The organism is Nocardiopsis flavescens (assembly GCF_900141985.1).
Lineage (GTDB): Bacteria > Actinomycetota > Actinomycetes > Streptosporangiales > Streptosporangiaceae > Nocardiopsis > Nocardiopsis flavescens.
In genome coordinates this window covers 231,804-257,287 of sequence record NZ_FQZK01000007.1, presented here as the reverse complement: position 1 = coordinate 257,287, position 25,484 = coordinate 231,804, and the positions used below count along the sequence as shown (strand labels likewise).

Sequence of the window (25,484 nt, the reverse complement as noted above, 5' to 3'; positions counted from 1 at the left end):
GTCTCATTCAGTGTTCATTCTGATCTCACCATGTGAGAAATGGCCGGTGGGATCGCGATCGGAGCAGAGGCAGGCCGCATGGCAGCGCGCACGGTGAAACTGGCCGTCATCCCCGGCGACGGGATCGGACCCGAGGTCGTCGCCGAGGGCCTCAAGGTGCTGGAGGTCGCCGCCGCCCGGCACGACCTCGCCGTCGAGACCACCGAGTACGAGCTCGGCGCCCGGCTCTGGCACCGCACCGGCGAGACCCTGCCCGACTCCGTCGCCGCGGAACTGGCCGGGCACGAGGCCGTCTACCTGGGCGCGGTCGGCGACCCCACGGTCCCCAGCGGCGTCCTGGAGCGCGGCCTGCTGCTCCGCCTGCGCTTCGACTTCGACCACTACGTCAACCTGCGCCCCGTGCGCCTGTACCCCGGCGTGGAGAGCCCGCTGGCCGGTGCGACCCCCGAGGACATCGACATGCTCGTCGTCCGCGAGGGCACCGAGGGGCCCTACGCCGGGGCCGGCGGCGTCCTGCGCAAGGGCACCCCGCACGAGGTGGCCACGCAGGACAGCGTCAACACCCGCTTCGGCGTGGAGCGCCTGGTCCGCTTCGCCTTCGCCAAGGCCGCCGAGCGCCCGCGCAAGAAGCTCACCCTGGTGCACAAGGACAACGTCCTGACCTTCGCCGGCGAGCTGTGGCAGCGCGTCGTCCGCGAGGTCGGCGCCGAGTTCCCGCAGGTCTGCGTCGACTACTGCCACGTCGACGCGGCCGCGATGTTCTTCGTCAACCAGCCCGCCCGGTTCGACGTGGTCGTCACCGACAACCTGTTCGGCGACATCATCACCGACATCGGCGCCGCCATCACCGGCGGCATCGGGCTCGCCGCCAGCGGCAACATCAACCCCGGCGGGACCTTCCCGAGCATGTTCGAGCCGGTCCACGGATCGGCCCCCGACATCGCCGGGCAGGGCAAGGCCGACCCGACCGCCACCGTGCTGTCGGCCGCCCTGCTGCTCGACCACCTCGGCGTCCCCGAGGCGGCCCGCCGCCTGGAGGCGGCCGTCGCCGCCGACCTCAAGACCCGCACCCCCGGCGAGGCCCGCTCGACCTCCCGCATCGGCGACGACCTCGCCGCGCGAGTAGCCGAGCAGGGCTGACGCCCCGCGTCGGCCCTGCCCCCGAAGGACCAGGGCGCGGCCGACCGGAACAGCGATCGCGGACAGCCGTGAGGGCGCGCCCGGACACCTCCGGGCGCGCCCTCGCCGTGTCACGGGCCCGTCGCTCCCGCTCTGGCACAGGGTGCGCTCTTCCGACAGACTAGATCCCAGGTCGGCGGCGCTGCCGACCTGATGCATCCGAGAGGACCGACGACGACATGACCAACGACAACACCACCACGAGCGGGTTGGCGTTCGACATCCAGCTCTCCGACCGGCGGAAGACCCCGCAGGAGCGAGAGGCGCTGCTGGAGAGTCCGGGGTTCGGCCAGGTGTTCACCGACCACATGGTGAGCATCCGCTACACCGAGGGCCGGGGGTGGCACGACGCGAAGCTGGAGCCCTACGGCCCGCTGAGCCTGGACCCCGCCACCTCGGCGCTCCACTACGCACAGGAGATCTTCGAGGGGCTCAAGGCCTACCGCCACCCCGACGGCTCCCTGGCCTCCTTCCGCCCCGAGGCCAACGCGGCCCGCTTCAACCGCAGCGCCGTCCGCATGGCCATGCCGGAGCTGCCCGAGGACCTGTTCCTGAAGTCCATCGAACTGCTGCTGGAGCACGACGGCGACTGGGTCCCGACCAAGCCCGACTTCAGCCTCTACCTGCGGCCGTTCATGATCTCCACGGACGTCGGCCTGGGGGTCAACCACCCCTCCCGCACCTACGTCTACCTGCTCATCGCCTCGCCGGTCGGCTCCTACTTCTCGGGCGGCGTCAAGCCGGTCACCGTCTGGCTCTCCAAGGACTTCACGCGCGCCGCCCCGGGCGGCACGGGCGCGGCCAAGTTCGCGGGCAACTACGCGGCCAGCTTCCTGGCCCAGGCGCAGGCCGTGGAGAAGGGCTGCGACCAGGTGGTCTGGCTGGACGCCCGCGAGCACCGCTGGGTCGAGGAGATGGGCGGCATGAACCTGTGGTTCGTGTTCGGCTCGGGTGAGAACGCGCGCCTGCGCACCCCGCCGCTCACCGGGACGCTGCTGCCCGGCATCACCCGCGAGTCGCTGCTGACCCTGGCCCCCGAACTCGGCATCCCGGCGGAGGAGAAGCCCATCTCCACCGACGAGTGGCGCGAGGCCGCCGAGTCGGGCGAGCTGACCGAGGTCTTCGCCTGCGGTACCGCCGCGGTCATCACCCCGGTCGGTTTCGTCAAGAGCGACGACGGCGGGTTCACCGTCGGCGACGGCACCCCCGGCCCGGTCACCCTGCGCCTGCGCGAGGAGCTGGTGGGCCTGCAGACCGGCCACCGCCCCGACGGGCACGGGTGGGTGACCCGCTTCAAGGGGTGACCCCCGCGGGGAACGACGAGGGCCGCCGGGGATCCCCGGCGGCCCTTCGCGTCCGCCCGGTTCGTCCGGTGGGAGAAATCACTGTCCCACATGACGAGACAATCGTCCCGGGAGCAGGGACGCGGCGGTCCTCCTGTGGCACACTGGCCGCATGCCGTCTCAGGTGAGCATTATCGTGAGGCGCGCCGGCTGACAACGGACCCCGCCGGCGCGCAGACCTCTCATGTCCATGGGGGGTCTTTTTTGTTGACCGGGTCCGGGTCGGCCCACCACAGCATCCACCTTCGGGAGTTTCACCCATGAGGGACGACGGTTTCCACGTTTTCGACACCACGCTGCGCGACGGGGCCCAGCGCGAGGGGATCAACCTCCGGGTCTCCGACAAGCTGGCCATCGCGAAGCTGCTGGACGACTTCGGGGTGGGGTTCATCGAGGGAGGGTGGCCGGGGGCGAACCCCAAGGACACCGAGTTCTTCCAGCGGGCTTCACAAGAGCTCTCGCTGAAGCACGCGCGACTCACCGCGTTCGGCGCGACCCGCCGGGCCGGTGTGCGGGCCGCCGACGACCCCATGGTGGCCGCGCTGCGCGACAGCGGCGCGCCGGTCGTCACCCTTGTCGCCAAGAGTGACGGCCGGCACGTCGAGCGCGCACTGCGCACGACCCTCGACGAGAACCTCGCGATGATCGCCGACACGGTGTCCTACCTGCGAGAACACGGCCAGCGCGTGTTCGTGGACTGCGAGCACTTCTTCGACGGGTACCGGTACGACCCGTCCTACGCCCTCGACGTCGTGCGGACCGCCGCCGGTGCCGGGGCCGACGTCGTGGTCCTGTGCGACACCAACGGGGGCATGCTCCCCGACGACGTCTTCCGCACCGTCACCGAGGTGCGCGAGGCCACCGGCGCCCGCCTGGGCATGCACGCCCAGGACGACACCGGCTGCGCGGTGGCCAACACCCTGGCCGCGGTGGAGGCCGGGGCCACCCACGTGCAGTGCACCGCCAACGGCTACGGCGAGCGCGTGGGCAACGCCGACCTCTTCGCGGTGGCGGGCGCCCTCACGCTCAAGCGCGGCATGGACGTGCTGCCGCCCGGGTGCCTGGAGGAGATGACCCGGGTGTCGCACGCCGTCGCGGAGATCGTCAACCTGGCCCCCGACACGCACCGCCCCTACGTGGGTGTCTCGGCGTTCGCGCACAAGGCCGGGCTGCACGCCTCCGCCATCAAGGTCGACCCGGACCTGTACCAGCACACCGACCCGGAGCTGGTCGGCAACACCATGCGCATGCTCGTCTCCGACATGGCCGGACGCGCGTCCATCGAGCTCAAGGCCGAGGAGCTCGGCCTGGACCTGGCCGGCGACCGCGCCCTGTCGGGGCGGGTCGTGGAACGGGTCAAGAGCCTGGAGCTGTCGGGGTACAGCTTCGAGGCGGCCGACGCCTCCCTGGAGCTGCTGCTGCGCGAGGAGATGGGCGAGCCGGTCCGCTACTTCGAGACGGAGTCCTGGCGGGTCATCACCGAGCGCCGCCCCCGGGACGGGGCGCCGCTGTTCGGCGCGTACGAGAGCCTGACCGAGGCGACCGTCAAGCTGCGGGTCAAGGGCGAGCGCGTCATCGCCACGGCCGAGGGCAACGGCCCGGTCAACGCGCTGGACCGGGCGCTGCGCTCCTCCATGGAGGGCGTGTACACGGCGCTGGCCGGGCTGGAGCTGGTGGACTACAAGGTCCGCATCCTGGAGGGCAGCTCGGGCACCAACGCCATCACCCGCACGCTCGTCACGTTCAGCGACGGGACGGGGGAGTGGACGACGGTCGGGGTGGGGCCCAACGTCGTGGACGCCTCCTGGGTCGCCCTGGAGCAGGCCTTCGACTACGGCCTGCTCCGGCAGGGCTACCCCCGCGACCGGCGGGCGTGACGGCCGGGCCGCCACGCGCCGCGGCCGAACGGGCCCCTCGTCCGGAGGAAACCGGACGAGGGGCCCGTCGCGTATCCGGAAGGGGGCAGAACCGGCGGAACCTTACTTACGGGTAAGGGATACCTGGCGCGAAGGATATAGCCACTGTGTCCCGGACCACTCGAAACTGTGAACTTCCGATGACCGGCAAGTGACGAGTGGTGACCGATCTTGGACGAAACCGCCCCGCGTCCCCCCGTTGGCGCACCGTTCTCCCGACGGCGGGATACCGGTCATCCGCCCGGACAAGACTGCGGGACGTGTCCTCACCCACCACCCTCACCGGCCGGGGAGGGGGCGTGACCAGCACCGTCACGGCCACGCCGTCCCCCGCGACCGCGCCGCCACGGCGCCCCCGCACCCGGGAGACCGCGCTGGCGTGGGCGTTCCTGGCCCCCTCCATCGCGGTCTTCGCCCTCTTCCTCGCCTACCCGCTGGGCCGGACCGTCTACCTGTCGATGCACGGCAACGACATCATCGGGCGGCCCAACCGGTTCGTGGGCCTCAGCCACTTCGCCGAGATGGCCTCCCCCGAGTTCGGCCGGGTCCTGCTCACCACCCTGCTCTTCACGCTCGGCACGGTCGTGCCCGGGGTGCTCGGCGCGCTCGCGGTCGTCCTGCTGCTGGAGGGCGTCATCCGCGGGCAGCGCTTCCTGCGCGGGGCCTTCGCCCTGCCGTTCGCCTTCTCCGTGGCCAGCGCCTCGGTGATCTTCGTGGTGTTCTACAGCTCGGGGAACAGCGTGCTCAACGGCGTCCTGTACCGGCTGGGCCTGTCCCAGGTCCCCTGGCTCACCTCGCAGGAGATGGCCCTGTGGTCGGTGTGCATCACGACCGTCTGGATGAACCTCGGCTACGGGGTGCTCGTCCTGGCCGCCGGGATCGGGTCCATCCCCAGGGAGGTCAACGAGGCCGCCCGCATCGACGGCGCCACCGGCGTGCGCCTGGCCCGCGACGTCACCGTGCCCCTGCTCGGCCCGCAGCTGTTCTTCCTCGTCGTGATCTCCACGATCAACGCCCTCCAGGGCTTCGGGCAGATCCACATCCTCACCCGCGGCGGGCCCAGCGGCTCCACGACCACCCTGGTCTACTCGATCTTCGAGGAGGCCTTCGCCTACAGCACCAGCGACTTCGGCCGGGCCAGCGCCCAAGCCCTCGTCCTGCTGCTGGTGGTGCTGGTGTGCACCGCGGTCCAGTTCGGAGTCATCGAGCGGAAGGTGCACTACGCATGACCGCCGCCCCCCTGGCCGGTCCCGCCCCCGCCGCCCCGGCGGTCCGGCGCCGCCACCGGCCCACCCCGCGCTTCCTGCTCGGCCGCGCGGTGCTCTACCTGCTGCTGCTCGTGTTCCTGGTACCGACCCTGTTCCCGCTGTACTACGCGGTCGTCGGGGCGTTCATGGACCCCCGGGAGCTGTCCGGCTTCCCCGCCCCGCTGCTGCCCACCGGCCTGCACACGGACAACATCACCGGGGTCCTGAACGCCGTGCCGCTGGTGCGGATGTACGGGAACTCGCTCCTCATGGCGGGCATCATCACGGTCTCCCAGCTGGCCACCTCGTCCCTGGCCGCGTACGCCTTCGTCTTCCTGCGCTTTCGCGGGTCGGCCGTGGTGTTCGCCCTGTTCCTGGCGACCCTGATGGTCCCGGGCGAGGCCACCTTCATCCCCAACTACCTCACGATCGGCTCCTGGGGCCTCACCGACACCTTCGCCGGCCTGGTGATGCCCTTCCTGGCCTACGCCTTCGGCACGTTCCTGCTGCGCCAGAGCTTCAAGCAGTTCCCCCGGGAGCTGTACGACGCCGCGCGCATGGACGGCATGGGGCACCTGCGGTTCCTGTGGACGGTCCTCGTCCCGCTCAGCCGCCCCGCGCTCTCCGCCGTCGGCGTCTACGTGTTCATCACCAGCTGGAACATGTACTTCTGGCCGCTGATCATCACGCGCAGCACCGACATGCAGACCCTCCAGATCGGCCTGAACAGCCTCAAGACCGGCGAGGCCTCCAACCCCGGCCTGCTGCTGGCCGGTGCGGCGCTCTCCGTCCTGCCCACCCTCGCCCTCGTGATTTTCGGACAGCGCTTCATCGTCCGCGGGCTCACGGCCGGCGCGGTGAAGTAGCCGGTCCCGATCCACCGCCCCCCGCGGACGCGGGAGCGGTCCCTTTACCGACCAGAGGAAGCGACGAAGCATGAGCATCTCCCCCCGGCGGCACACGGTCCGTGCCGCCGCGCTGATCACCGGCCTCGGCCTGCTCCTGAGCGGCTGTTCCGGAGGCGGCGGCGGTGACAGCACCCTCACCGCCCCCGGCGCGGACGTCCTGGAGGGCCTGGACGAAGCCGTCCAGGTCGAGTTCTGGCACAGCATGGACGCCACCAACGGCCAGGTCCTCGACGGCCTCATCGAGGACTTCAACGCCCGGAACGAGGGCCGCGTCGAGGTCACCGGCTCCTTCCAGGGCGACTACGACACCGCCCTGGCCAACCACCGCGCGGCCATCCAGCAGGGCGAGACCGCCGAGCTGATCATGATCTTCGACCTGGGCACCCAGTTCATGATCGACTCCGGCCGGACCGTCCCCGCGCAGTCCTTCATCGACGCCGACGGCTACGACACCGGCTCCGTCGAGCCCGCGCTGCTCAACTACTTCACGGTCGACGGCGACCTGCGCTCCTTCCCGTTCAACAACTCCACCCCGCTGATGTACATCAACCGGGACGCCTTCGAGGAGGCGGGACTGGACCCGGACTCCCCGCCCGCCGACCTCGCGCAGATCCGCGAGGCCGCCGAGGAGCTGACCGTCCGGGACGACGACGGCACCGTGGTGCAGTACGGCTTCGGCGCCGCCGTCTACGGCTGGTTCATCGAGCAGTTCATGGCCCGCGCCGGAGCCCCCTACTGCGACAACTCCAACGGCCGCAGCGGCCGCGCCTCCGAGGTGCTCTTCGACGACCCGAAGGTCGTCGAGCTGGTCGAGTGGTGGCAGGGCATGATCGACGACGAGCTGGCCCTGCAGATCGGCCGCAACACCGACGAGGCCCAGGCCGCGTTCAACTCGGGCCGCGTCGCCATGACCCTGGAGTCCACCGGCGCCCTGGGCGGCTTCATCGAGCAGTCCGACTTCGAGGTGGGCGCCGGGTACTACCCGCTCGTCTCCGAGGGGGACCCGGGCGGCTCGATCATCGGCGGCGCCTCCCTGTGGATCAACGGCGAGGGCCACAGCGAGCAGGAGGTCCGCGCCTCCTGGGAGTTCGTGCAGTTCCTGCTCACCCCCGAGTCCCAGTCCGCCTGGCACGCCGGGACCGGCTACCTCTCCGTGAACACCGAGGGCTACGACGGCCCGGAGGCGCAGGAGCGCGCCGAGGAGTTCCCGCAGTTCTCCGTCGCGGCCGCCCAGCTCGCCGACTCCGAGATCAACGAGAACACCGCCGGCTGCATGATGGGCGTCATGGCGGAGGCGCGCGCCACCGCCGAGGAGGGCTGGGAGACCGCCCTCACCAGCGACACCCCGGCGGAGGAGGCCATGGCCGCCGCCGCCGAACGGCTGAACACCCCCATCGAGGAGTACAACGCCTCCGTGGAGGAGTGACCCGCGCCGACCGGGCCGGAGCCGCGGGCCGGGGCGACGCCCCGGCCCGCGGGCGTGCCCGGGCCCGCCCCCGGGCGGCCCGGTGCCGTTTCCTGCGTCGGCCGGACCGCCGGTCCCGCCGGGCCCGCCGCGGGCCGCGCCGGTCCTCAGCCGACGACCAGGCCGCCCTCGCCGGTGACGGACACCGGGTACTCCTCCAGCGGCTCCGTGGCCGGGCCGTCCGTGCGGGAGCCGTCGGCGATGGAGAACCGGCTGCCGTGGCACGGGCACACGATCTCCCCGTCGGCCACCTCGTCCACCGGGCACCCCTCGTGGGTGCAGGTGGTGGAGAACGCCCGGAACTCGCCCTCCCGCGGCTGGGTGAGGACCACGGCGGCGCCGGCCAGGACGACGCCCCCGCCGACCGGCACCTCGTCGACGGTCGCCACGGACTCCTCCGGCGAGGGCGCCGCGTCGGTCCCGGGCGCCGGGGAGGAAGGGGCACCGGAATCCCCTGCGGGGCTCGCACAGGCGGCGACGGCACCGGTGACCGCGCCCGCGGTCACCACACCCAGGGCCGCCCGTCTGCTCACCGGGGAGGCCGGGATGGGAAGGTTCACGGGGGCACGGCGCTCGCACACGGTGCGGCCTCTCTCCTCGGGGAGGTGGTCAGTCGTCCGACCCGTCCTCGGGAGGGTCGTTGTCCGGGTGCACCCACCCGTTGGCCTCGCATCCCTGGAGGTCCAGCGTCTGCTGCTGCATCACCGGGGCGACCTCGCCCTCGCCGGAGCAGAACACGTGGCCGTGGCCCAGGGTGTGGCCCACCTCGTGGTTGATCAGGTAGACGCGGTAGGTCTCCAGGTCGCCGTCGAAGTGCGGGACGCCGGACACCCAGCGGTTCTGGTTGATGACGGCCCGGTTGCCGTTGGCGCAGGAGACGTACCCGTTGGTGCGCAGCGGCGCGCACATGCGGTCCACCGTGTCGGGGGCGGCCAGCAGGACCCGGACGTCGGCGTCGTCGCCGTCCACGCGCTGTAGCGACCGCTTCCCGTCGTCGCCCCAGCTGCGCGGGTCGCCCAGGATCAGCTCCACGGCGTCGACGAAGTCCCGGGCCTCGCCGGGCAGGCCCTTCTCGACCTCGACCGCGAACGTCGTCACCGGCCCCTCGCCCATGACGTCGCCCTCGCCCTTCATCACGGAGAAGTCCCCGCTCGCGGTGTCGACCTCCTCCACGACCGAGCGCAGCAGCACCGGCTCCTCCTCCCCCTCCTCCTCGGCGGGGGACGCGGAGGGCGACGGCGCGGCGGGCGGGGTCTCGCTCCGCCCCTCGGCGCCGGCCACCGGCGGGGCCCCACTGCCGTCGGGCACCCCGTCGCCGACCGGGGCGGAGGAGCCCGCGGGGGTGCCGGAGTCCTCCAGCGGCGGCGGCACGCTGACCATCAGCACGGTGGAGGCGCCCGAGACCAGGCACAGGCCCAGGGCGAGTCCCGCCGAGTACCGGCGGGTCCGGCGGCGACCACCGCGGCGGCCTCCGGAGGACGGAGCGGACGTGGGCACGGAGCACCTCTCAGTAGCGGATGACGGACCCCAGCATGCCACGACCGGGCCCCTTCCGAGGGACAAGCCGAAGGTGCGGCACCGCCGTCGTGCCGTCGGGGGCGGGCGCGGATAACCTTCAAGCGCAAACGTGTCGATCTGGGAGGACAACAGGTGCGCATCGCACGGTTCGCGGTCGGTGACGAGGTCGGCTTCGGCCTGGTCGAGACCGATTCCGACAGCGGCGGCGAGTACGTCGCCAGGCTCAACGGACACCCCCTGCTCGGGGACATCCAGGTGACCGGGGAGCGGGCGAAGCTGGCCGACGTTCGCCTGCTGTCGCCGGTCCTGCCCACCAAGGTGGTCTGCATCGGCAAGAACTACGCCGACCACGTCGCGGAGATGCAGGACATCACCGGCGAGGCCACGGACGAGCCCGTGGTCTTCCTCAAGCCCTCCACGGCCGTGGCCGGGCCCGTGGACCCCATCTTCCACCCGTCGGTCTCCGAGCGGGTCGACTTCGAGGGCGAACTGGCCATCGTCATCTCCCGGCCCTGCCGCGAGGTGCCGCGGGAGCGGGCCGCCGACGTCATCTTCGGTTACACCGTGGCCAACGACGTCACCGCCCGCGACCTGCAGAAGAAGGACAAGCAGTGGACCCGGGCCAAGGGGTTCGACTCCTTCTGCCCGATCGGACCGTGGATCACCACCGGGCTGAGCATCGAGGAGGCGCAGGACCTGGCGGTCACGACCACCGTGGACGGCGAGATCCGCCAGAGCGGGCGAACGTCACAGTTCATCCATGACATCCCGGGCATGATCTCCTACGTCACCTCATTCATGACGCTGCTCCCCGGCGACGTCCTCCTCACCGGCACACCCGCCGGCGTCGGCCCGGTGCGGGTCGGCCAGGAGGTCTCGGTCACGGTGGAGCGCCTGGGCACCATCAGCAACCGGGTCGTGGCCCGGGACTGACCGTCCCCGGCCCGGCCGCCAGGCCGGGCCGCACCGACCCGGGCGGCGGCCCCCGCGCCGTCCTGAGACCGAACGGAGGGGTACCGAAGTGGCCGTTCCCCCGACCCGCCGTACCGGCACGCTGGTCCTGTCCGGCCTCCTCGCCCTCGCGGTGGTCGCGGGCGGCGGCTATGTGTGGGCGACACGCACGGACGACCGTGGAACCGACTCCCGAGCGGAGGCCGAAACACCCGTGAGCGGAACACTGCGCGTCATGCTCGCCGGAGACTCCATGACACAGGGGGCCAACGGCGACCGGACGTGGCGCTACCACCTGTGGAACCACCTGGAGCCCGGCGTCGAGGGGCTGGACTTCGTCGGCCCCTACACCGACCCGGCCACCACCGACATGATCATCCCGGTGCCCACCGACGGGGAGGCACCCACGGCGGAGCCCACCGCCGGCGGGCCCGCCGGGCAGGGGGAGGGGCCCGAGGACGCCGCGGCCCCCGCCCTCTCGCCCGAGGACGCCGAGGCCCTCGCCGAACTCGTCGACCACGGCTGGCCGGGCGACGACGGGGACCCCGGCACCGGCGAGTACCGCGACCCCGACTTCGACCAGGACCACAACGCCGTGTGGGGCCGGACCCTGCGCGACGCCGCGGCCAGCATCGGGGAGGAGGTCGGCCGCTACGAGCCCGACGTGCTGTGCGCCCTCATCGGCGTCAACGACCTGCTGTGGCCGATCGGGATGGACGAGATGGAGGAGCGGCTGCGCCGGTACGTCGCGGGCGCCCGCGAGGGCAACCCCGACGTGAAGATCGTGCTGGCCGAGGCGCTGCCCATCGCCTACGCCGACAACGACCCCGGGTTCGCGCTGCGCCTGTACTCCTACAACGTCCTGGTGCGCGACCTCACCGCGGAGCTGTCCACCGAGCGCTCCCCGGTGACCAGCGTCGACATCGCCGAACGCGAGAAGTGGGACGTGGCGGCCGACACCTACGACGGCACCCACCCCAACGCGCGCGGCGAGACCAAGATCGCGGCGGCCTTCGCCGACGTGCTCGCCGAGGCGCACGGGCTGGGCGGGCCCTACCCCCGCCCCCTGCCCGAGCCCTCCTGAGCCGGCGGCGGGCCCGGACCCACCGCCCGGACCCCCGCGGCGCCGTGTGCGGCCGGCGGGCCGGGGCCCGGGCACTCCGTTCGGCAATACCCTGGTAGGCGTGACCGAGACTTCGATTCGTACCCGCTTCGCCCCGTCCCCTACGGGCATGTTCCACGTCGGCGGCGCCCGATCCGCGCTCTTCAACTGGGCTCTGGCACAGCAGCGGCCCGAGGGGCGCATGGTGTTGCGCATCGAGGACACCGACGCCGCGCGCAACCGCCCGGAGTGGACCGAGGGCATCATCCGCGCCCTGGCCTGGCTGGGCATCGGGGAGGACGACCCCCACTTCGAGGGGCCCTACTTCCAGTCCGCCTACGCCGACAAGCACCGCGAGACCGCGCAGGAGCTGTACAAGAACGGCAGCGCCTACTACTGCGACTGCACCCGCGAGCAGCTGGAGGCGCGCCGCGACAACCCCAACCTGGGCTACGACGGCTTCTGCCGCGACCGCGGCCTGGAGGCCGGGCCCGGCCGCGCGCTGCGCTTCCGCGTCCCCGAGGGCGGCCCGACGGTCGTCGACGACCGGATCCGCGGCCGGGTGGAGTTCGCCCACTCCGCCATCGAGGACTTCGTGATCGCCCGTGCGGACGGCTCCCCGCTGTTCGTGCTGGCCAACGTGGTCGACGACGTCGAGATGGGCATCAACCAGGTCGTCCGCGGCGAGGAGCACCTGTCCAACACCCCCAAGCAGCAGCTGCTGTGGGAGGCGCTGGGCCACACCCCGCCGGTGTGGGCGCACCTGCCCGTCATCGTCAACGAGCAGCGCAAGAAGCTGTCCAAGCGCCGCGACAAGGTCGCCCTGGAGTCCTACCAGGAGGAGGGCTACCTGGCCGAGGCGATGGTCAACTACCTGATGCTGCTGGGCTGGGCGCCGGGTGAGGACCGGGAGATCATGCCGTGGGCGGAGATGGTCCCGCTGTTCCGCGTCGGCGACGTCAACGCCTCCAGCGCGTTCTTCGACGAGAAGAAGCTGCGCGCCTTCAACGGCGAGTACATCCGCGCGCTCTCCGTCGACGCGTTCGTCGAGCGCTGCACCCCCTGGCTGACCGGTGGGGGCGTCCCCTGGGACGCCGCCGACTACGACCCGGAGGTGTTCCGGGCGGTCGCGCCGCTGGCCCAGAGCCGGGTGGCGGTGCTGTCGGAGATCGTGCCCAACGTCGACTTCCTGTTCCTGGACGAGCCGGTGCGGGACGAGAAGAGCTGGGCCAAGGCCATGAAGCCCGGGGTGGGCGAGGAGATGCTCGCCGCCGCCCTGGAGCGCTTCTCCGACCCCGGCCTGGAGTGGGGAGCCGAGGCGCTCAAGACCGCCACCGAGGAGGCCGGCGCCGGCCTGGGCCTCAAGCTCGGCAAGGCCCAGGCCCCCGTGCGCGTGGCGGTCACCGGCCGCACCGTCGGCCTGCCGCTGTTCGAGTCGCTGGAGCTGCTGGGCCGCGAGCGCGTCCTGGCGCGCGTGGCCGCGGCTCTGGAGAGGCTGCGCGCCCAGGGGGCGGCCGGGCAGGCGTGAGAACGCCGCCGGGCGCGTGAGTCCCCTGCTCGCGGGGGCTCGGAACGGGGTGGGCGGGGTCACCGGCCGCCCACCCCGTATTCGGTTCGCGAGCACTCTGAAACTCCGCTAGAGTTGTCCACGTCGCCGAGGGGGACAGGGAAGCGCAAAGCGGACCGGTCCTCCCAGAGCACTGGGGTATGGTGTAATCGGCAGCACGACTGATTCTGGTTCAGTTAGTCTAGGTTCGAGTCCTGGTACCCCAGCGCGGTCCGCGTGAGAGCGCGGGCTTTCGGGTCCGGAGGGACCCGGCACGCGCCCCCGTCGTCTAGTGGCCTAGGACGCCGCCCTCTCAAGGCGGTAACGGCGGTTCGAATCCGCTCGGGGGTACCACAGGGAGCGCCTCCCACATCGTGGGGGGCTTCTTTCTGGCCGACGCTCGTCGTCGGTGTCCGGTTCGACCGGATATCGTGGGGTCAGGTGCTCGCACCGGCCAGCACGGGAGAATGTTCAGGCCCCCGTCGTCTAGTGGCCTAGGACGCCGCCCTCTCAAGGCGGTAACGGCGGTTCGAATCCGCTCGGGGGTACCACAGGAGAGGCCCCGCCCACCAGGGCGGGGCCTCTCCCTTTTCTTTCCCCGCCGCGACCGGTCCCGTGGGACACCGCCCCGGTGACGGCCTCCCGGCCGCTCCCCCCGGACCCGCCTCCGGTCGGCGGGCCCGGGCCGGAGACCGGCTCAGAACGGGAGCCCGACCCGGGCCAGGGCGCGGACGGCCCCCGGGCAGAACCGGGCCAGGTACAGCCCCAGGCGGGCCTCGGCGTTGACGGGCAGGACGCCGGGGGCGTCCGCCACGGCGTCGGCGATCCGGCGGGCCGCCCGCTCGGGCGGGCAGCCCCCCAGGCGGCTCAGCCGGTCGAGGCGCTCCCGGGTCCGCTCGGCCCGCGGGAGCGCGGACAGGCGCGCGGAGCCGATGATGCCGGTGTCGACCAGGCCCGGGCAGACGGCGGTGACGGCGACGCCGGAAGGGGCGAGTTCGCCGCGCAGGGAGAGGCTGAGCGACAGCACGGCCGCCTTGGTGGCCGCGTACGCCCCGTAGACGCGCGAGGGGAGGTAGGCGGCGACCGAGGCGGTGTTGAGGATGCGGCCGCCGCCCCCGGCCCCGGCCATCATCGGGGCGAAGGCCCGGCAGCCGTGGACCACGCCCCGCAGGTTGACGTCGATCAGGCGGTCCACGTCCTCCGGGGGAGTGGCCGTCAGGGGGCCGGCCGCGCCGATCCCGGCGTTGTTGACGACCAGGTCCGGCACCCCGAACTCCGCGCGCACCCAGGAGGCGAGCCCGTCCACGGCGCGGGCGTCGGCGACGTCCACCCGGCGGGCGGCGGCGCCCGGGGTGAGCAGGGAGCACCGCCGCGCGGTGTCCTCGGCCGCCGGGCCGTCGATGTCCACGGAGACCACCCGGGCCCCGCGCCCGGCCAGTTCCAGGCACAGCGCCCGTCCGATACCGCTGCCCGCGCCGGTGACCACCGCGAGCTGGCCGGAGAAGGCGCCGCCGCCGCGCCGGGCGGCGGGGCGGCGCGGGGTCCCCGACTCCACCTCCCCGACGAACGCGCGCAGCCGGCCGGCGACCGCGCCGGGGCGCGAGCGCAGCGACCAGTGCCCGCCGTGGAAGCGGTGGAAGCGCAGGTCGTCGACCCAGCGCCCGGCGTTGGACTGGAGCTGCTCGACCATGAACGGGTCGCGTGTGGGCGCCAGCACCTGGACCGGGACCGCGGTGCGGCGCTCGGCCGGGCGGGAGAGCCGGGAGCCCGTGTTGGCCCGGTACAGGGCCAGACCGTTGACGTAGTCGCGGGTGGTGCGGCGGGCCGGGCGCACCGGGCCGCCGCCGAGGCGCTCCGTCCCGGCCAGGGCCAGTCCGCCCAGGCCGGTCAGCCAGAGCAGCTCCGGGACGAGCGGGGTGTGGAAGAAGCCGATGTAGCCGGAGCGCCCCGCCTGGCGCAGGACGCGGCGCGCGCCGTCGGGAGCCGAGCGGAACCAGTGCCCGGCGTGGTCCAGGCTCGGGCCGGAGACGGAGGTGAAGGAGGCGAACCGGTCCGCGTACCGGGGCTCGGTGACGGCGTGCCAGCCCTGGATGGACCCCCAGTCGTGGCCCACCAGGTGGACCGGCCGGTCCGGGGCCACCGCGTCGGCGACGGCGACCAGGTCGGCGGCGAGCACGTCCATCCGGTAGCCGGAGCGGTCGTCGGGGGCGGTGGACCGCCCGGCGCCGCGCACGTCGTAGGCGGCGATCCGGTACTCGCCCGCCAGCTCCCCTATGAGGGCGTCCCAGACCGAGGAGTTGTCGGGGTAGCCGTGGACGAGCAGCAGGACGGGCCGGTCGGCGGGGCCGGCGGTGCGCACGGCGAGGCGCTGGCCGTCCGGGGCGGTGACGTACCGGTGTCCCCGGCCCGGCGGGCCGGAGTCGGCGGCCGCGTTCCCCGCGCCGCCGTGGCCGGTGTCCCCGGCCGCCTTCTCATGGGGCATCCCGCCATGTTAGGCAGGGCGCCGGCGGGAGTCCACGGACGGGACGGCGCGGTCAGTGGCCCTCGACGCTGTGCAGGGACTCGCTGATCTTCTCGGCCGCGGACAGGATCGCCTGGGAGTGCATGCGCCCCGGGGAGCGGGTCAGCCGCTCTATCGGACCCGACACCGACACGGCGGCGATGACGCGGCCTCCCGGACCGGACACCGGCGCCGACACCGAGGCGACGCCCTGCTCGCGCTCGGCCACGCTCTGGGCCCAGCGCCGGCGGCGGACCTGGGCCAGGCTGGCGGCGGTGAAGCGCGCGCCCACCAGGGAGCGGCGGATGCGGTCCGGGTCCTCCCAGGCCAGCAGGACCTGTGCCGCCGACCCCGCGTTCATGGGCAGCTCGCTGCCGACCGGAACGGTGTCGCGCAGGCCGCTGGTGCGCTCGGAGGCGGCCACGCACACGCGCACGTCGCCCTGGCGGCGGTACAGCTGGGCGCTCTCCCCGGTGAGGTCGCGCAGCTGTACCAGCACGGGGGAGGCCACCGCCAGCAGGCGGTCCTCCCCGGTCGCGATCGACAGCTCGCCCAGGCGCGGACCCAGCACGAAGCGCCCCTGGCTGTCCCGGGTGACCATGCGGTGCCGCTCCAGGGCGACGGCCAGCCGGTGGGCCGTGGGCCGGGCCAGCCCGGTGATCTGCACCAGCTGGGCCAGGGAGGCCGGTCCCGATTCCAGGGCGTCCAGGACGGACATCGTCTTGTCGAGTACTCCGACGCCGCTGGATGAGCTAGAGTTGTCCATGACTTGATATTGCCGTCTCGAAATATGGAATGCAAGTCAGAGTCCGCGCAACGGCACGAACGAGAGAGGCGATCGCCCATGGCACGCACGATGGCCGAGAAGGTCTGGGAGGAGCACGTCGTCCGGCGTGCCGAGGGCGAGCCGGACCTGCTCTACATCGATCTCCACCTCGTGCACGAGGTGACCAGCCCCCAGGCCTTCGAGGGCCTGCGGCTGGCCGGCCGCCCGGTGCGCCGCCCGGACCTGACCATCGCCACCGAGGACCACAACGTCCCGACCCTGGACCTGCTGGCCCCCATCGCGGACCCGGTCTCCCGCAAGCAGGTCGAGACGCTGCGCAAGAACTGCTCCGACTTCGGGGTCCGCCTGCACCCCATGGGCGACATCGAGCAGGGCGTCGTGCACGTGGTCGGCCCCCAGCTCGGCCTGACCCAGCCCGGCATGACCGTGGTCTGCGGCGACAGCCACACCAGCACCCACGGCGCGTTCGGCGCGCTGGCCTTCGGCATCGGCACCAGCCAGGTCGAGCACGTGCTGGCCACCCAGACCCTGCCGATGGCCCCCTTCAAGACCATGGCCGTCACGGTCGACGGAACGCTCCGGCCGGGTGTGTCCGCCAAGGACATCATCCTGGCCGTCATCGCGAAGATCGGCACCGGCGGCGGCCAGGGCTACGTCCTGGAGTACCGGGGCGAGGCCATCGAGGCGCTCTCGATGGAGGCGCGGATGACCGTGTGCAACATGTCCATCGAGGCCGGGGCCCGGGCCGGGATGATCGCCCCCGACCAGACCACGTTCGACTACATCGAGGGGCGCCCGCACGCCCCGCAGGGCGCGGACTTCGACGCGGCCGTCGAGTACTGGAAGACCCTGCGCACCGACGAGGGCGCCGTCTTCGACGCCGAGGTCGTGCTGGACGCCGACGAGCTCAGCCCGTTCGTCACCTGGGGCACCAACCCCGGCCAGGGCGTGCCCCTGCACGGCGAGGTCCCCGACCCCGCCTCCTACGAGGACCCCTCCGAGCGCGCCGCCGCGGAGAAGGCCCTGGCCTACATGGACCTGGAGGCCGGGACGCCGATGCGCGAGGTCAGGGTGGACACCGTCTTCCTGGGCTCGTGCACCAACGGGCGCATCGAGGACCTGCGCACCGCCGCCGAGATCATCCGGGGCCGCAGGGTCGCCGACGGCGTCCGCATGCTGGTCGTCCCCGGCTCCATGCGGGTCAAGGAGCAGGCCAACGCCGAGGGCCTGGGCGCGGTCTTCGAGGAGGCCGGCGCCGAGTGGCGCGAGGCGGGCTGCTCGATGTGCCTGGGCATGAACCCCGACCAGCTCGCCCCCGGCGAGCGCAGCGCCTCCACCTCCAACCGCAACTTCGAGGGGCGCCAGGGCAAGGGCGGCCGCACCCACCTGGTGTCGCCGCAGGTCGCCGCCGCCACCGCGGTGCGCGGCACGCTGTCCTCGCCCGCCGACCTGTAGCCGAGCCCGACCACGACAGGAGGAGACCTGCCATGGAGAAGTTCCACGTCCACACCGGCCGGGCCGTGCCGCTGCGCGCGAGCAACGTCGACACCGACCAGATCATCCCCGCCGTGTACCTCAAGCGGGTCAGCCGCAACGGGTTCGAGGACGGCCTGTTCGCCCAGTGGCGCGAGGACCCCGACTTCGTCCTCAACCGGCCCGAGCACCGGGGCGCGACCGTGCTGGTGGCCGGACCCGACTTCGGCACCGGCTCGTCCCGCGAGCACGCCGTCTGGGCGCTTCAGGACTACGGCTTCAAGGCCGTGCTGTCCCCCCGGTTCGCCGACATCTTCCGCGGCAACTCCCTCAAGGGCGGCCTGCTGACCGTGCTGCTGCCCCAGGAGGTCGTCGAGCGGCTGTGGAAGGCCGTCGAGGCCGACCCGGACACCGAGATCACCGTGGACCTCGTGCAGCGCGAGGTGCGCGCTCCCGGGGCGGGCGTGCGGGAGCCGTTCGAACTGGACGACTACACCCGCTGGCGGCTCATGGAGGGCCTGGACGACATCGGGCTGACTCTGCGTCACACGGACGCGATCACGGAGTTCGAGAAGCACCGGAAGCCGTGGGCGCCGGTGACCCTCTAGGGTCGTGAACCCCTTACGGGACGGGGGTCGACGGGGCTGTGTGATGCAGCGCACCCGTCGGCCCCCAAATATTTTACCTTTACTTGGTGTGACCGAACGGCGGCACTTCCGGTATCCGTGAACGGGGTCCACCGCTCGCCCGGAATCCGGTTATACATAGGCATTTGAGGATCACAGAGGGGGGCAAATGGGACCCTCTGCGGTGGCTCCGATGGTGCAGTAGACCCGTCCCGGAGAGTGACGGTGCAGGTGGGACCGGGCCCGACACGCCCTAACCGCAGGCGTTTGTATTTGTGCAAGGGCCTCTGTGTCCCCTAATTTCGTGCGAGCAAGGGGGAACCGGAGGAACCTTATGAACAAGCGTGACCTGATCGACGCGATCTCCGACCGACTCGGAGACAAGAAGACCGCGACCGAAGCGGTCAACGCTGTGCTTGAGACCATTCAGGCCACCGTGGCGTCGGGCGACAAGGTCGCCATCACCGGCTTCGGTGTTTTCGAGAAGGCGGAGCGTGCCGCGCGCACCGCTCGCAACCCCGCCACCGGCGCCACCATCGACGTTCCCGCGAGCTTCGTTCCGAAGTTCCGCGCCGGCGCCGACTTCAAGGCGCTCGTCAACGGGGACAAGAAGTAGGCACGGCTCACAGGAGACCGTGACCGCACTCCGCCCGGGTCCGACGGACCCGGGCGGAGGCATGTCCGGGCCGTGCCGCGCGCGGCACCCCAGGCGGGACCTGGCGCGGACCGGTGAGGCGTCCGCAGGGGCCCTCAGGGGGCCGGAGGGCCCGGCTGGAGCAGGACGGCGGCCGCTTCCCGGGTGCGGGGGCCCACGCCCAGCTCCAGCGCCGCTGCCATGTCCGCGGGGGTGTCCACGTCGCGGCGCACCGACTCCGCGTCCGGGAGCAGCAGCTCCCGCGCCCCCGAGGCCAGGTGCCGCGCGCGCGAGGCCCCCTCGAACGCGGGGGAGAACGCGTGGCCCGGCGCCGCCGCGTACAGGGTCGTCCCCACCCCGGGGGCGTCGGCCAGGAACGACCGGCCGTACCCGGCCGCGGCCTCCAGCACCCGGCCCAGCTCCCGAGGTCGCAGCGCGGGCAGGTCCGCCGACAGCGCGCACACGCCCGCCGCCGGCGCCGTCAGCCGGGCCGCGCGCGCCCCGTGCTCCAGCGCCGGGTTGAGGCCGGTGCCCGGCTCCCCGGTCACCACCACCGCCCCCAGGGCCGCCAGCCCGGCGCCCGCACGCGGGTCGTCGGTGACCGCGAACACCGCCGCGACGGCCGGGCAGGCCAGCGCCGCCGCCACGGTGTCGCAGGCGAACGCCAGGGCCAGCTCCGCCCGGCGCGGCCCCAGGGCCGGGGCCAGGCGCGACTTGGCGAGCCCGAGGTGCTTGACTGGGACGACCAGGGACCAGCGCACTCCGGGGCCCGCGGACCCCTCCCGCTCTCCGACGCCGGTCACGTTCTCCCCCCGGGACGTTCGTACGGCCGCGACAGTGACGAGGGTAGGGCCTCGGCAGCCGCGCGGCACGGGCGAACCGCGCCGGACCGCGTCCGCGGGCGGTCCGGCGCGGACGCGTCGCCCGGCGCCGCGGCCCGGGGTCCGGGCGGGCGCCGCCGGCCCGGGACGGCGCGGCGAAGGCGTGCCGGGGCGCCGTGGAGCAGGGCGAGTACCTGCGGCACACGTCCTAGACTGAACCGATTGTGCTTCGGGGTCCGGTAGGGACCCGGGAGCGATGGAATGAGGAGTCCCGTGGCCAAGCAACGAGAATCGCGGTGGGTGAAGGCGGTCGTCTCCCGGATCGTCCGCTTCGTCCTGTGGTTCGTCACCAAGCCCGACTGGAAGGGCACCGAGAACGTCCCGGCCCGGGACGGCGTGATCATCGCGACCAACCACCTGTCGCTGGTCGACCCGCTGACGGTGGCGCACTTCCTCTACATCGGGGCCCGCCGCTGGCCCACCTTCACCATGAAGGACGGGGTCATGAAGATCCCCGTGGTGCGCTCGGTCGCCAAGAGCACCGGCCAGATCCCGGTCAAGCGCGGCACCACCGACGCCGTCAAGGCCCTCAAGGAGGCCGAGCTGGCGCTCACCCGCGACGGCTCCTCGGTGATCTTCTACCCCGAGGGCACCTGCACGCGGGACCCCGGCCTGTGGCCGATGAGCGCCAAGACCGGCGTCGCCCGGCTGGCCCTGACCACGGGTGTCCCCGTCGTCCCGGTGGCCCACTGGGGCGAGCAGCACATCCTGCCCTACGGCGCCAAGCGCCCCCGCCTCTTCCCGCGCAAGCGCCTGGAGTTCCTGGCCGGGCCCCCGGTGGACCTGGACCGGTTCCGGGGCAAACCGCTGACGTCGACCCTCCTCAAGGAGGCCACCGAGGTGATCATGGACGACATCACGGGCCTCCAGGCGAAGATCCGCGGCGAGCAGCCGCCCGCGGTGCGCTACGACCTCAAGCGCGCGCGGCTGGACAGGGCCGCCCGGGACGAGGGCCCGGCGGCCGGCGAGGGCGACGGTACGGCCACGGGCGCGGCGGAGTGAGGGCCCCGGGCAGCGGCGCGCGGATCGCCGTCCTGGGCTCGGGCTCGTGGGGCACCGTGTTCGCGAACGTCGTCGCGGACGCCGCCGACCACGTGCGCGCCCAGGACCCGGCGGCCCCCGCCGCGGAGGTCGTCCTGTGGGGGCGGCGGGCCGAGGTGGCCGACGCCGTCAACCGGACCTCCGAGAACCCCGACTACCTGCCGGGGATCGCCCTCAACCCGCGGCTCACCGCCACCGCCGACGCCGCCGAGGCGCTGGCCGGGGCCGACGTCGCGGTGCTGGCGGTGCCCACCCAGTCGCTGCGCGAGAACCTGGCGCGCTGGCGCGGCCACCTGCGGGAGGACGCGGTGGTCGTCAGCCTCATGAAGGGCGTGGAGCTGGGCACCCACCTGACGGCCTCGCAGATCATCGCCGAGGTGCTGGAGCTGCCCGCCGAGCGCATCGCCGTGGTCTCGGGCCCCAACCTGGCCCGGGAGATCGCGGAGCGCCAGCCCGCCACCGCCGTGGTCGCCTGCCCGCACGAGGAGACGGCCGTCCGCCTCCAGGCGCTGTTCAAGGCCCCCTACTTCCGCCCCTACACCAGCGCGGACCTGGTGGGCGTGGAGATCGGCGGCGCGATGAAGAACGTCATCGCGCTGGCGGTGGGCGTGGCCGAGGGCATGGGCTTCGGCGACAACACCAAGGCCTCGCTCATCACCCGGGGCCTGGCCGAGACCACCCGCCTGGCGGTGGCCCTGGGCGCCGACGAGCACACCCTGTCCGGCCTCGCCGGCATGGGCGACCTGGTCGCGACATGCTCCTCGCCGCTGTCGCGGAACCGGACCTTCGGTGAGAAACTGGGCAAGGGCAAGACCCTGGAGCAGGTCATCGCCGAGACCCGGCAGACCGCCGAGGGCGTCAAGTCCTCCGAGTCGGTCCTCCAGCTCGGATGGGCCCGCGGGGTCGACCTGCCGATCACCGAGGCCGTCGTCAAGATGATGCACCACGACCTGAGCCCGGCCGAGGCACTCGTCGCCTTCATGGCGCGCAGTGCGAAACCCGAGCGCTACGGGGTCTGAGAGCGAGAAGCGATGTCGTACACACCCGCGTCCGGGGGCGAGCACACCCGGGCGGTCTCCCCGCCGCCGGCCGCCGTGCCCGCCGAGCGCCCCATGCGGATGCCGGTCCACCGGGCCACCACCTACGCCTTCGACACCTCCCAGGACTACGCCGACGTCCTGGCCGGCGCGAAACAGGGCTACTCCTACGCGCGCATCGACAGCCCCACCGTCGACGCCTTCGCCGAGGCGGTCGCGGCGCTGGAGGGCGCGGGACTGGCCGAACCGGTGCGCGGGCAGGCGTTCGCCTCCGGGATGGGCGCGCTGAGCACCGTGTTCATGGCGCTCACCGGGGCGGGCTCGCACGTGGTGGCCTCGCGGTCCATCTACGGCAACACCTACTCGCTGCTGGACCGGCTGCTGCGCCGGTTCGGGGTGCGGACCGACTTCGTCGACATCACCGACCTCGAAGCGGTGCGCGGGGCCGTGCGCCCGGACACCGCGGTGCTGTTCACCGAGACGCTGTCCAACCCCGCCATGACCGTCTCGGACCTGCCAGGGCTGGCCCGGATCGCCCGGGAGTCCGGCGCGGCCCTGGTGGTGGACTCCACCTTCGCCTCCCCGGCGGTCTGCCGGCCCCTGGAGCACGGCGCCGACGTGGTGGTGCACTCGGCCACCAAGTACATCGGCGGGCACAGCGACACCACGGGCGGCGTGGCCGTGGCCTCGCCCTCCCTCATCGACCGGATCCGGTCGGCTCGGGTGGACCTGGGCCCCTGCCTGGCCCCCGACGAGGCGTACCTGCTGCACCGGGGCCTGGAGACCCTGCCGCTGCGCGTGCAGCGCCAGTGCGCGACGGCGGCGGAGTTCGCCGCGGCGCTGGAGGGCCACCCCCTCGTGGAACGGGTCGACCACCCCTCCCTGGACTCCCACCCGCAGTCCGCGCTCGCCGCGAAGCTGTTCGACCCCGGGCGCCTGGGCGCCGTCGTCACCGTCCACCCGCGCGGCGGGTGGGAGGCGGGGATGGCCTTCGCGGACCGGCTGGAGGTCGCCACCATCGCCGCGTCCCTGGGCGGCACGCACACCCTGGCCGGTCACGTCGCCTCCACGTCGCACCGGAACATGAACGACGCCGAACTGGCGGACGCCGGCATCTCACCGGGTGCGGTGCGGTTCTCCATCGGCCTGGAGGACCCCCGGGACCTCATCGGGGACGCCCTGGCGGCCCTCGGCGGCAACTGACACACAGCAGCGGCCGGGGGGACCCCCGGCCCGTTCCGGTAACGAGTACAAAGGGTCAGCACCATGGCGTCCGAGCAGCGAAGGATCCGGGTCGCCGTCGTCTTCGGCGGTCGCAGTTCCGAACACGAGATCTCCTGCGTCACGGCGGGCAGCGTCCTGTCCGTGATCGACCACGACCGCTACGAGGTCGTGCCGGTCGGCATCACCAAGAGCGGGAACTGGGTACTGACCTCGGGCGATCCCGAGAGGCTGCGCCTCCGGGAGGGCGCCGAGGCCCTGCCGACGGTGGCGGAGGGGGAGGGGCGGAACCTGGCCCTGCCCTTCGACTCCGCCGGGCGGCTGATGGTCGTGGACCCCGCCGAGGGCCCCTCGCGGCTGGCCGAGGTCGATGCGGTGCTGCCGCTGCTGCACGGCCCCTTCGGCGAGGACGGCACCATCCAGGGGCTGTTCGAGATGATGGGCGTGCGCTACGCGGGCGCCGGGGTGTTCTCCAGCGCCGCCGCCATGGACAAGGTGTTCATGAAGGCGATCCTGACCGGCAACGGGATCCCCACCAGCGACTACGTGGCCGTCACCGACCGGCGCTGGCGCACCGAGCGCAAGAAGGTCCTGGACGACATCGCCGAGCTGGGCGCCACCGTGTTCGTCAAGCCCGCGCGGGCGGGCAGCAGCGTGGGCATCAGCAAGGTGGGGGACTCCTCCGACACCGACGCGGTGGTCGCGGCGGTCGAGGCGGCCCGCGAGCACGACCCCAAGGTCCTGGTGGAGGCCCAGGTCGTGGGCCGCGAGATCGAGTGCGGGGTGCTGGAGGCCGAGGACGGGGGCGCGCCGGACGTGTCCTTCCCGGCGGAGGTCCACGTGGCGGAGGGCTTCGACTTCTACGACTTCGAGGCCAAGTACCTGTCGACCAGCGGCCTCACCATCCCCGCGCGGATCCCCGAGGACGTCACCGCGCGCCTGCGCGGGCTGGCGGCCGACGTGTTCGAGGCGATGGGCTGCGAGGGGCTGGCCCGGGTGGACTTCTTCTACACCGAGGACGGCGAGGTCCTCGTCAACGAGCTGAACACGATGCCCGGGTTCACCCCGGCGTCGGCGTTCCCGCAGATGTGGGCCGCCACGGGACTGGACTACGCGGCGCTGGTGGAGCGGATGATCACCACCGCGCTGCGCCGCTCGCCGGGCCTGCGCTGAGCCGTACGGGAAGGGGGGCGGCCCGCACGGGCCGCCCCCCTTTTTTTCGCCTCGTGTGTTCAGGCCGGAGGCGCCTGCGGGTGCCCGTGCGGCGGGGGCACCGGCGGGACCGGGGCCGAGCGGGCGGCGCCCCGCGGCAGCTCGGGCACGCCCAGCAGCTGGCGGGCCAGGATGGTGCCGCCCGCCGTCGCGGCCGGGAACACCACGACCGCCACGAACGGGATCGCCAGCAGCAGGTAGGTGGGGACGGTGAACCCCAGCACCCGCAGCCGCCGGGTGCCCATCGACCTGCGGCGCTCCTTGATGGTGAGGTACCCGCGGCGGTCGAACGACCCCGCGACCAGCTCGATCCCCAGCAGCCAGCCGCCCAGCACGGCGGCCAGTACCGCGCCGATGACCGCGCCCGCCACCGGGATGAACCCGATGAAGAACACCAGGACCGTCACCAGCAGCGAGGCCAGGATGATCACCAGGGACTGGCGGACCGCCCGGCCCATCGACGACCAGAGCGACTCGTCGGAGTCGGCCGGGGGGTTGCCCAGCTCCTGTTCGACCAGGTCGGTGATCTTGTCGTAGATCGGCGCGCCCAGGGCCAGCGTGAGGGTGGTGAAGGACACCACCATCAGCAGGATCGTCCCGGCCAGCGCGCCGACGGCGACGGCGCCGCGCACCAGGTTCCGCCAGACCTCGTCCCAGCCGTCGGCGAACGGGGTCGCCCAGGCGGCCAGGTCGGTCAGGTTCATCACCAGGACCACGAACAGCGCCAGGAACAGCAGTGACGTGATCAGGGCGGGGAGCGCGCCCAGCAGGAACAGGCGCGGTCTGCGCAGCAGCAGGCCGAAGCCGCGCGCGAGCGCGCCGACTCCGCCGAGGATTTCGCGAACGGGATTGGCCACGCACGAACATTAGGGCAACCCCGCGCGCCCTGCCAGTCGG

General features: G+C 72.8%; 22 protein-coding genes and 3 tRNA genes. 19 read left to right on the top strand and 6 right to left on the bottom strand.

Annotated features, from left to right (window positions below):
• Positions 1–78: 78 nt before the first annotated feature.
• The 6 genes from BUE45_RS14630 to BUE45_RS14605 all read left to right on the top strand — a co-directional run bounded on the left by BUE45_RS14630 (position 79) and on the right by BUE45_RS14605 (position 8,019).
• On the top strand, positions 79–1,140 hold the full coding sequence (locus tag BUE45_RS14630; protein WP_073379858.1) for a 3-isopropylmalate dehydrogenase: 1,062 nt from the start codon (positions 79–81) through the stop codon (positions 1,138–1,140).
• 218 nt (positions 1,141–1,358) lie between these two features.
• Complete coding sequence (locus BUE45_RS14625) at positions 1,359–2,483, top strand: branched-chain amino acid aminotransferase (RefSeq protein ID WP_073379857.1); 1,125 nt, start codon at positions 1,359–1,361, stop codon at positions 2,481–2,483.
• A 299-nt stretch (positions 2,484–2,782) separates the two neighbouring features.
• On the top strand, positions 2,783–4,399 hold the full coding sequence (gene cimA, locus BUE45_RS14620; RefSeq protein ID WP_073379856.1) for a citramalate synthase: 1,617 nt from the start codon (positions 2,783–2,785) through the stop codon (positions 4,397–4,399).
• Positions 4,400–4,698: 299 nt separating this feature from the next.
• Positions 4,699–5,667: a carbohydrate ABC transporter permease gene (locus BUE45_RS14615; protein ID WP_245833166.1), complete on the top strand. Its 969-nt coding sequence runs from the start codon at positions 4,699–4,701 to the stop codon at positions 5,665–5,667.
• Positions 5,664–6,551 (top strand): carbohydrate ABC transporter permease, encoded by an 888-nt coding sequence (locus BUE45_RS14610; RefSeq protein WP_073379854.1) that lies wholly within the window; start codon positions 5,664–5,666, stop codon positions 6,549–6,551. The genes BUE45_RS14615 and BUE45_RS14610 overlap by 4 nt, the downstream gene beginning before the upstream one ends.
• Positions 6,552–6,621: 70 nt before the next feature.
• A complete protein-coding gene (locus BUE45_RS14605) occupies positions 6,622–8,019 on the top strand; it encodes an ABC transporter substrate-binding protein (protein ID WP_073379853.1) in 1,398 nt (465 codons plus the stop codon).
• Between the two features lie 146 nt (positions 8,020–8,165).
• Here BUE45_RS14605 and BUE45_RS33375 read toward each other — a convergent pair whose 3' ends face one another.
• Both BUE45_RS33375 and BUE45_RS14595 read right to left on the bottom strand, forming a co-directional pair.
• Positions 8,166–8,447, bottom strand: a complete 282-nt coding sequence (locus tag BUE45_RS33375) for a Rieske (2Fe-2S) protein (protein WP_245833163.1) — start codon at positions 8,445–8,447, stop codon at positions 8,166–8,168.
• 220 nt (positions 8,448–8,667) lie between these two features.
• Entirely contained in the window at positions 8,668–9,438 is a 771-nt protein-coding gene (locus BUE45_RS14595; RefSeq protein ID WP_073379892.1) for a DUF3152 domain-containing protein, read from the bottom strand.
• A gap of 270 nt (positions 9,439–9,708) precedes the next feature.
• Between BUE45_RS14595 and BUE45_RS14590 the strand changes: the two genes are divergently transcribed.
• The 6 genes from BUE45_RS14590 to BUE45_RS14565 all read left to right on the top strand — a co-directional run bounded on the left by BUE45_RS14590 (position 9,709) and on the right by BUE45_RS14565 (position 13,726).
• Positions 9,709–10,509, top strand: a complete 801-nt coding sequence (locus BUE45_RS14590) for a fumarylacetoacetate hydrolase family protein (protein ID WP_073379851.1) — start codon at positions 9,709–9,711, stop codon at positions 10,507–10,509.
• A 232-nt stretch (positions 10,510–10,741) separates the two neighbouring features.
• Positions 10,742–11,611, top strand: coding sequence for a GDSL-type esterase/lipase family protein (locus BUE45_RS14585; RefSeq protein ID WP_394328516.1), 870 nt, complete (start codon positions 10,742–10,744; stop codon positions 11,609–11,611).
• A 100-nt stretch (positions 11,612–11,711) separates the two neighbouring features.
• A complete protein-coding gene (gene gltX / locus BUE45_RS14580; protein WP_073379849.1) occupies positions 11,712–13,157 on the top strand; it encodes a glutamate--tRNA ligase in 1,446 nt (481 codons plus the stop codon).
• Positions 13,158–13,330: 173 nt separating this feature from the next.
• A tRNA-Gln gene (locus tag BUE45_RS14575) sits at positions 13,331–13,402 on the top strand.
• A gap of 51 nt (positions 13,403–13,453) precedes the next feature.
• Positions 13,454–13,529 (top strand) — tRNA-Glu (locus BUE45_RS14570).
• Between the two features lie 121 nt (positions 13,530–13,650).
• Positions 13,651–13,726, top strand: a tRNA-Glu gene (locus BUE45_RS14565).
• 146 nt (positions 13,727–13,872) lie between these two features.
• On the opposite strand, the gene BUE45_RS14560 is transcribed toward BUE45_RS14565, so the two are convergent.
• The gene (locus BUE45_RS14560; protein WP_084737246.1) at positions 13,873–15,657 is read right to left on the bottom strand and encodes an SDR family oxidoreductase; all 1,785 of its coding nucleotides are present in this window, start codon (positions 15,655–15,657) and stop codon (positions 13,873–13,875) included.
• A gap of 52 nt (positions 15,658–15,709) precedes the next feature.
• The gene (locus tag BUE45_RS14555; protein ID WP_073379848.1) at positions 15,710–16,393 is read right to left on the bottom strand and encodes an IclR family transcriptional regulator; all 684 of its coding nucleotides are present in this window, start codon (positions 16,391–16,393) and stop codon (positions 15,710–15,712) included.
• Between the two features lie 126 nt (positions 16,394–16,519).
• Here BUE45_RS14555 and leuC point away from each other — a divergent pair, with 126 nt between their 5' ends.
• The 3 genes from leuC to BUE45_RS14540 all read left to right on the top strand — a co-directional run bounded on the left by leuC (position 16,520) and on the right by BUE45_RS14540 (position 19,177).
• Complete coding sequence (gene leuC / locus BUE45_RS14550) at positions 16,520–17,917, top strand: 3-isopropylmalate dehydratase large subunit (RefSeq protein WP_073379847.1); 1,398 nt, start codon at positions 16,520–16,522, stop codon at positions 17,915–17,917.
• Between the two features lie 32 nt (positions 17,918–17,949).
• The gene (gene leuD, locus BUE45_RS14545) at positions 17,950–18,543 is read left to right on the top strand and encodes a 3-isopropylmalate dehydratase small subunit (protein WP_073379846.1); all 594 of its coding nucleotides are present in this window, start codon (positions 17,950–17,952) and stop codon (positions 18,541–18,543) included.
• Between the two features lie 352 nt (positions 18,544–18,895).
• Positions 18,896–19,177, top strand: coding sequence for an HU family DNA-binding protein (locus BUE45_RS14540; protein ID WP_073379845.1), 282 nt, complete (start codon positions 18,896–18,898; stop codon positions 19,175–19,177).
• Positions 19,178–19,311: 134 nt separating this feature from the next.
• Here BUE45_RS14540 and cofC read toward each other — a convergent pair whose 3' ends face one another.
• Positions 19,312–19,998, bottom strand: coding sequence for a 2-phospho-L-lactate guanylyltransferase (cofC, locus tag BUE45_RS14535; RefSeq protein ID WP_084737245.1), 687 nt, complete (start codon positions 19,996–19,998; stop codon positions 19,312–19,314).
• 291 nt (positions 19,999–20,289) lie between these two features.
• On the opposite strand from cofC, the gene BUE45_RS14530 reads away from it, so the two are divergent.
• From BUE45_RS14530 to BUE45_RS14515, 4 genes are all read left to right on the top strand, one after another.
• Positions 20,290–21,078, top strand: a complete 789-nt coding sequence (locus tag BUE45_RS14530) for a lysophospholipid acyltransferase family protein (protein ID WP_073379844.1) — start codon at positions 20,290–20,292, stop codon at positions 21,076–21,078.
• Positions 21,075–22,136 carry an NAD(P)H-dependent glycerol-3-phosphate dehydrogenase gene (locus tag BUE45_RS14525; protein WP_073379843.1) on the top strand — a complete coding sequence of 354 codons (1,062 nt, stop codon included), beginning with the start codon at positions 21,075–21,077 and terminating at the stop codon, positions 22,134–22,136. The genes BUE45_RS14530 and BUE45_RS14525 overlap by 4 nt, the downstream gene beginning before the upstream one ends.
• Positions 22,137–22,148: 12 nt before the next feature.
• Positions 22,149–23,357, top strand: coding sequence for a trans-sulfuration enzyme family protein (locus BUE45_RS14520; RefSeq protein ID WP_073379842.1), 1,209 nt, complete (start codon positions 22,149–22,151; stop codon positions 23,355–23,357).
• Between the two features lie 63 nt (positions 23,358–23,420).
• Positions 23,421–24,548 carry a D-alanine--D-alanine ligase family protein gene (locus BUE45_RS14515; RefSeq protein WP_073379841.1) on the top strand — a complete coding sequence of 376 codons (1,128 nt, stop codon included), beginning with the start codon at positions 23,421–23,423 and terminating at the stop codon, positions 24,546–24,548.
• Between the two features lie 59 nt (positions 24,549–24,607).
• On the opposite strand, the gene BUE45_RS14510 is transcribed toward BUE45_RS14515, so the two are convergent.
• Positions 24,608–25,444: an EI24 domain-containing protein gene (locus BUE45_RS14510; RefSeq protein WP_073379840.1), complete on the bottom strand. Its 837-nt coding sequence runs from the start codon at positions 25,442–25,444 to the stop codon at positions 24,608–24,610.
• Between the last annotated feature and the right edge of the window lie 40 nt (positions 25,445–25,484).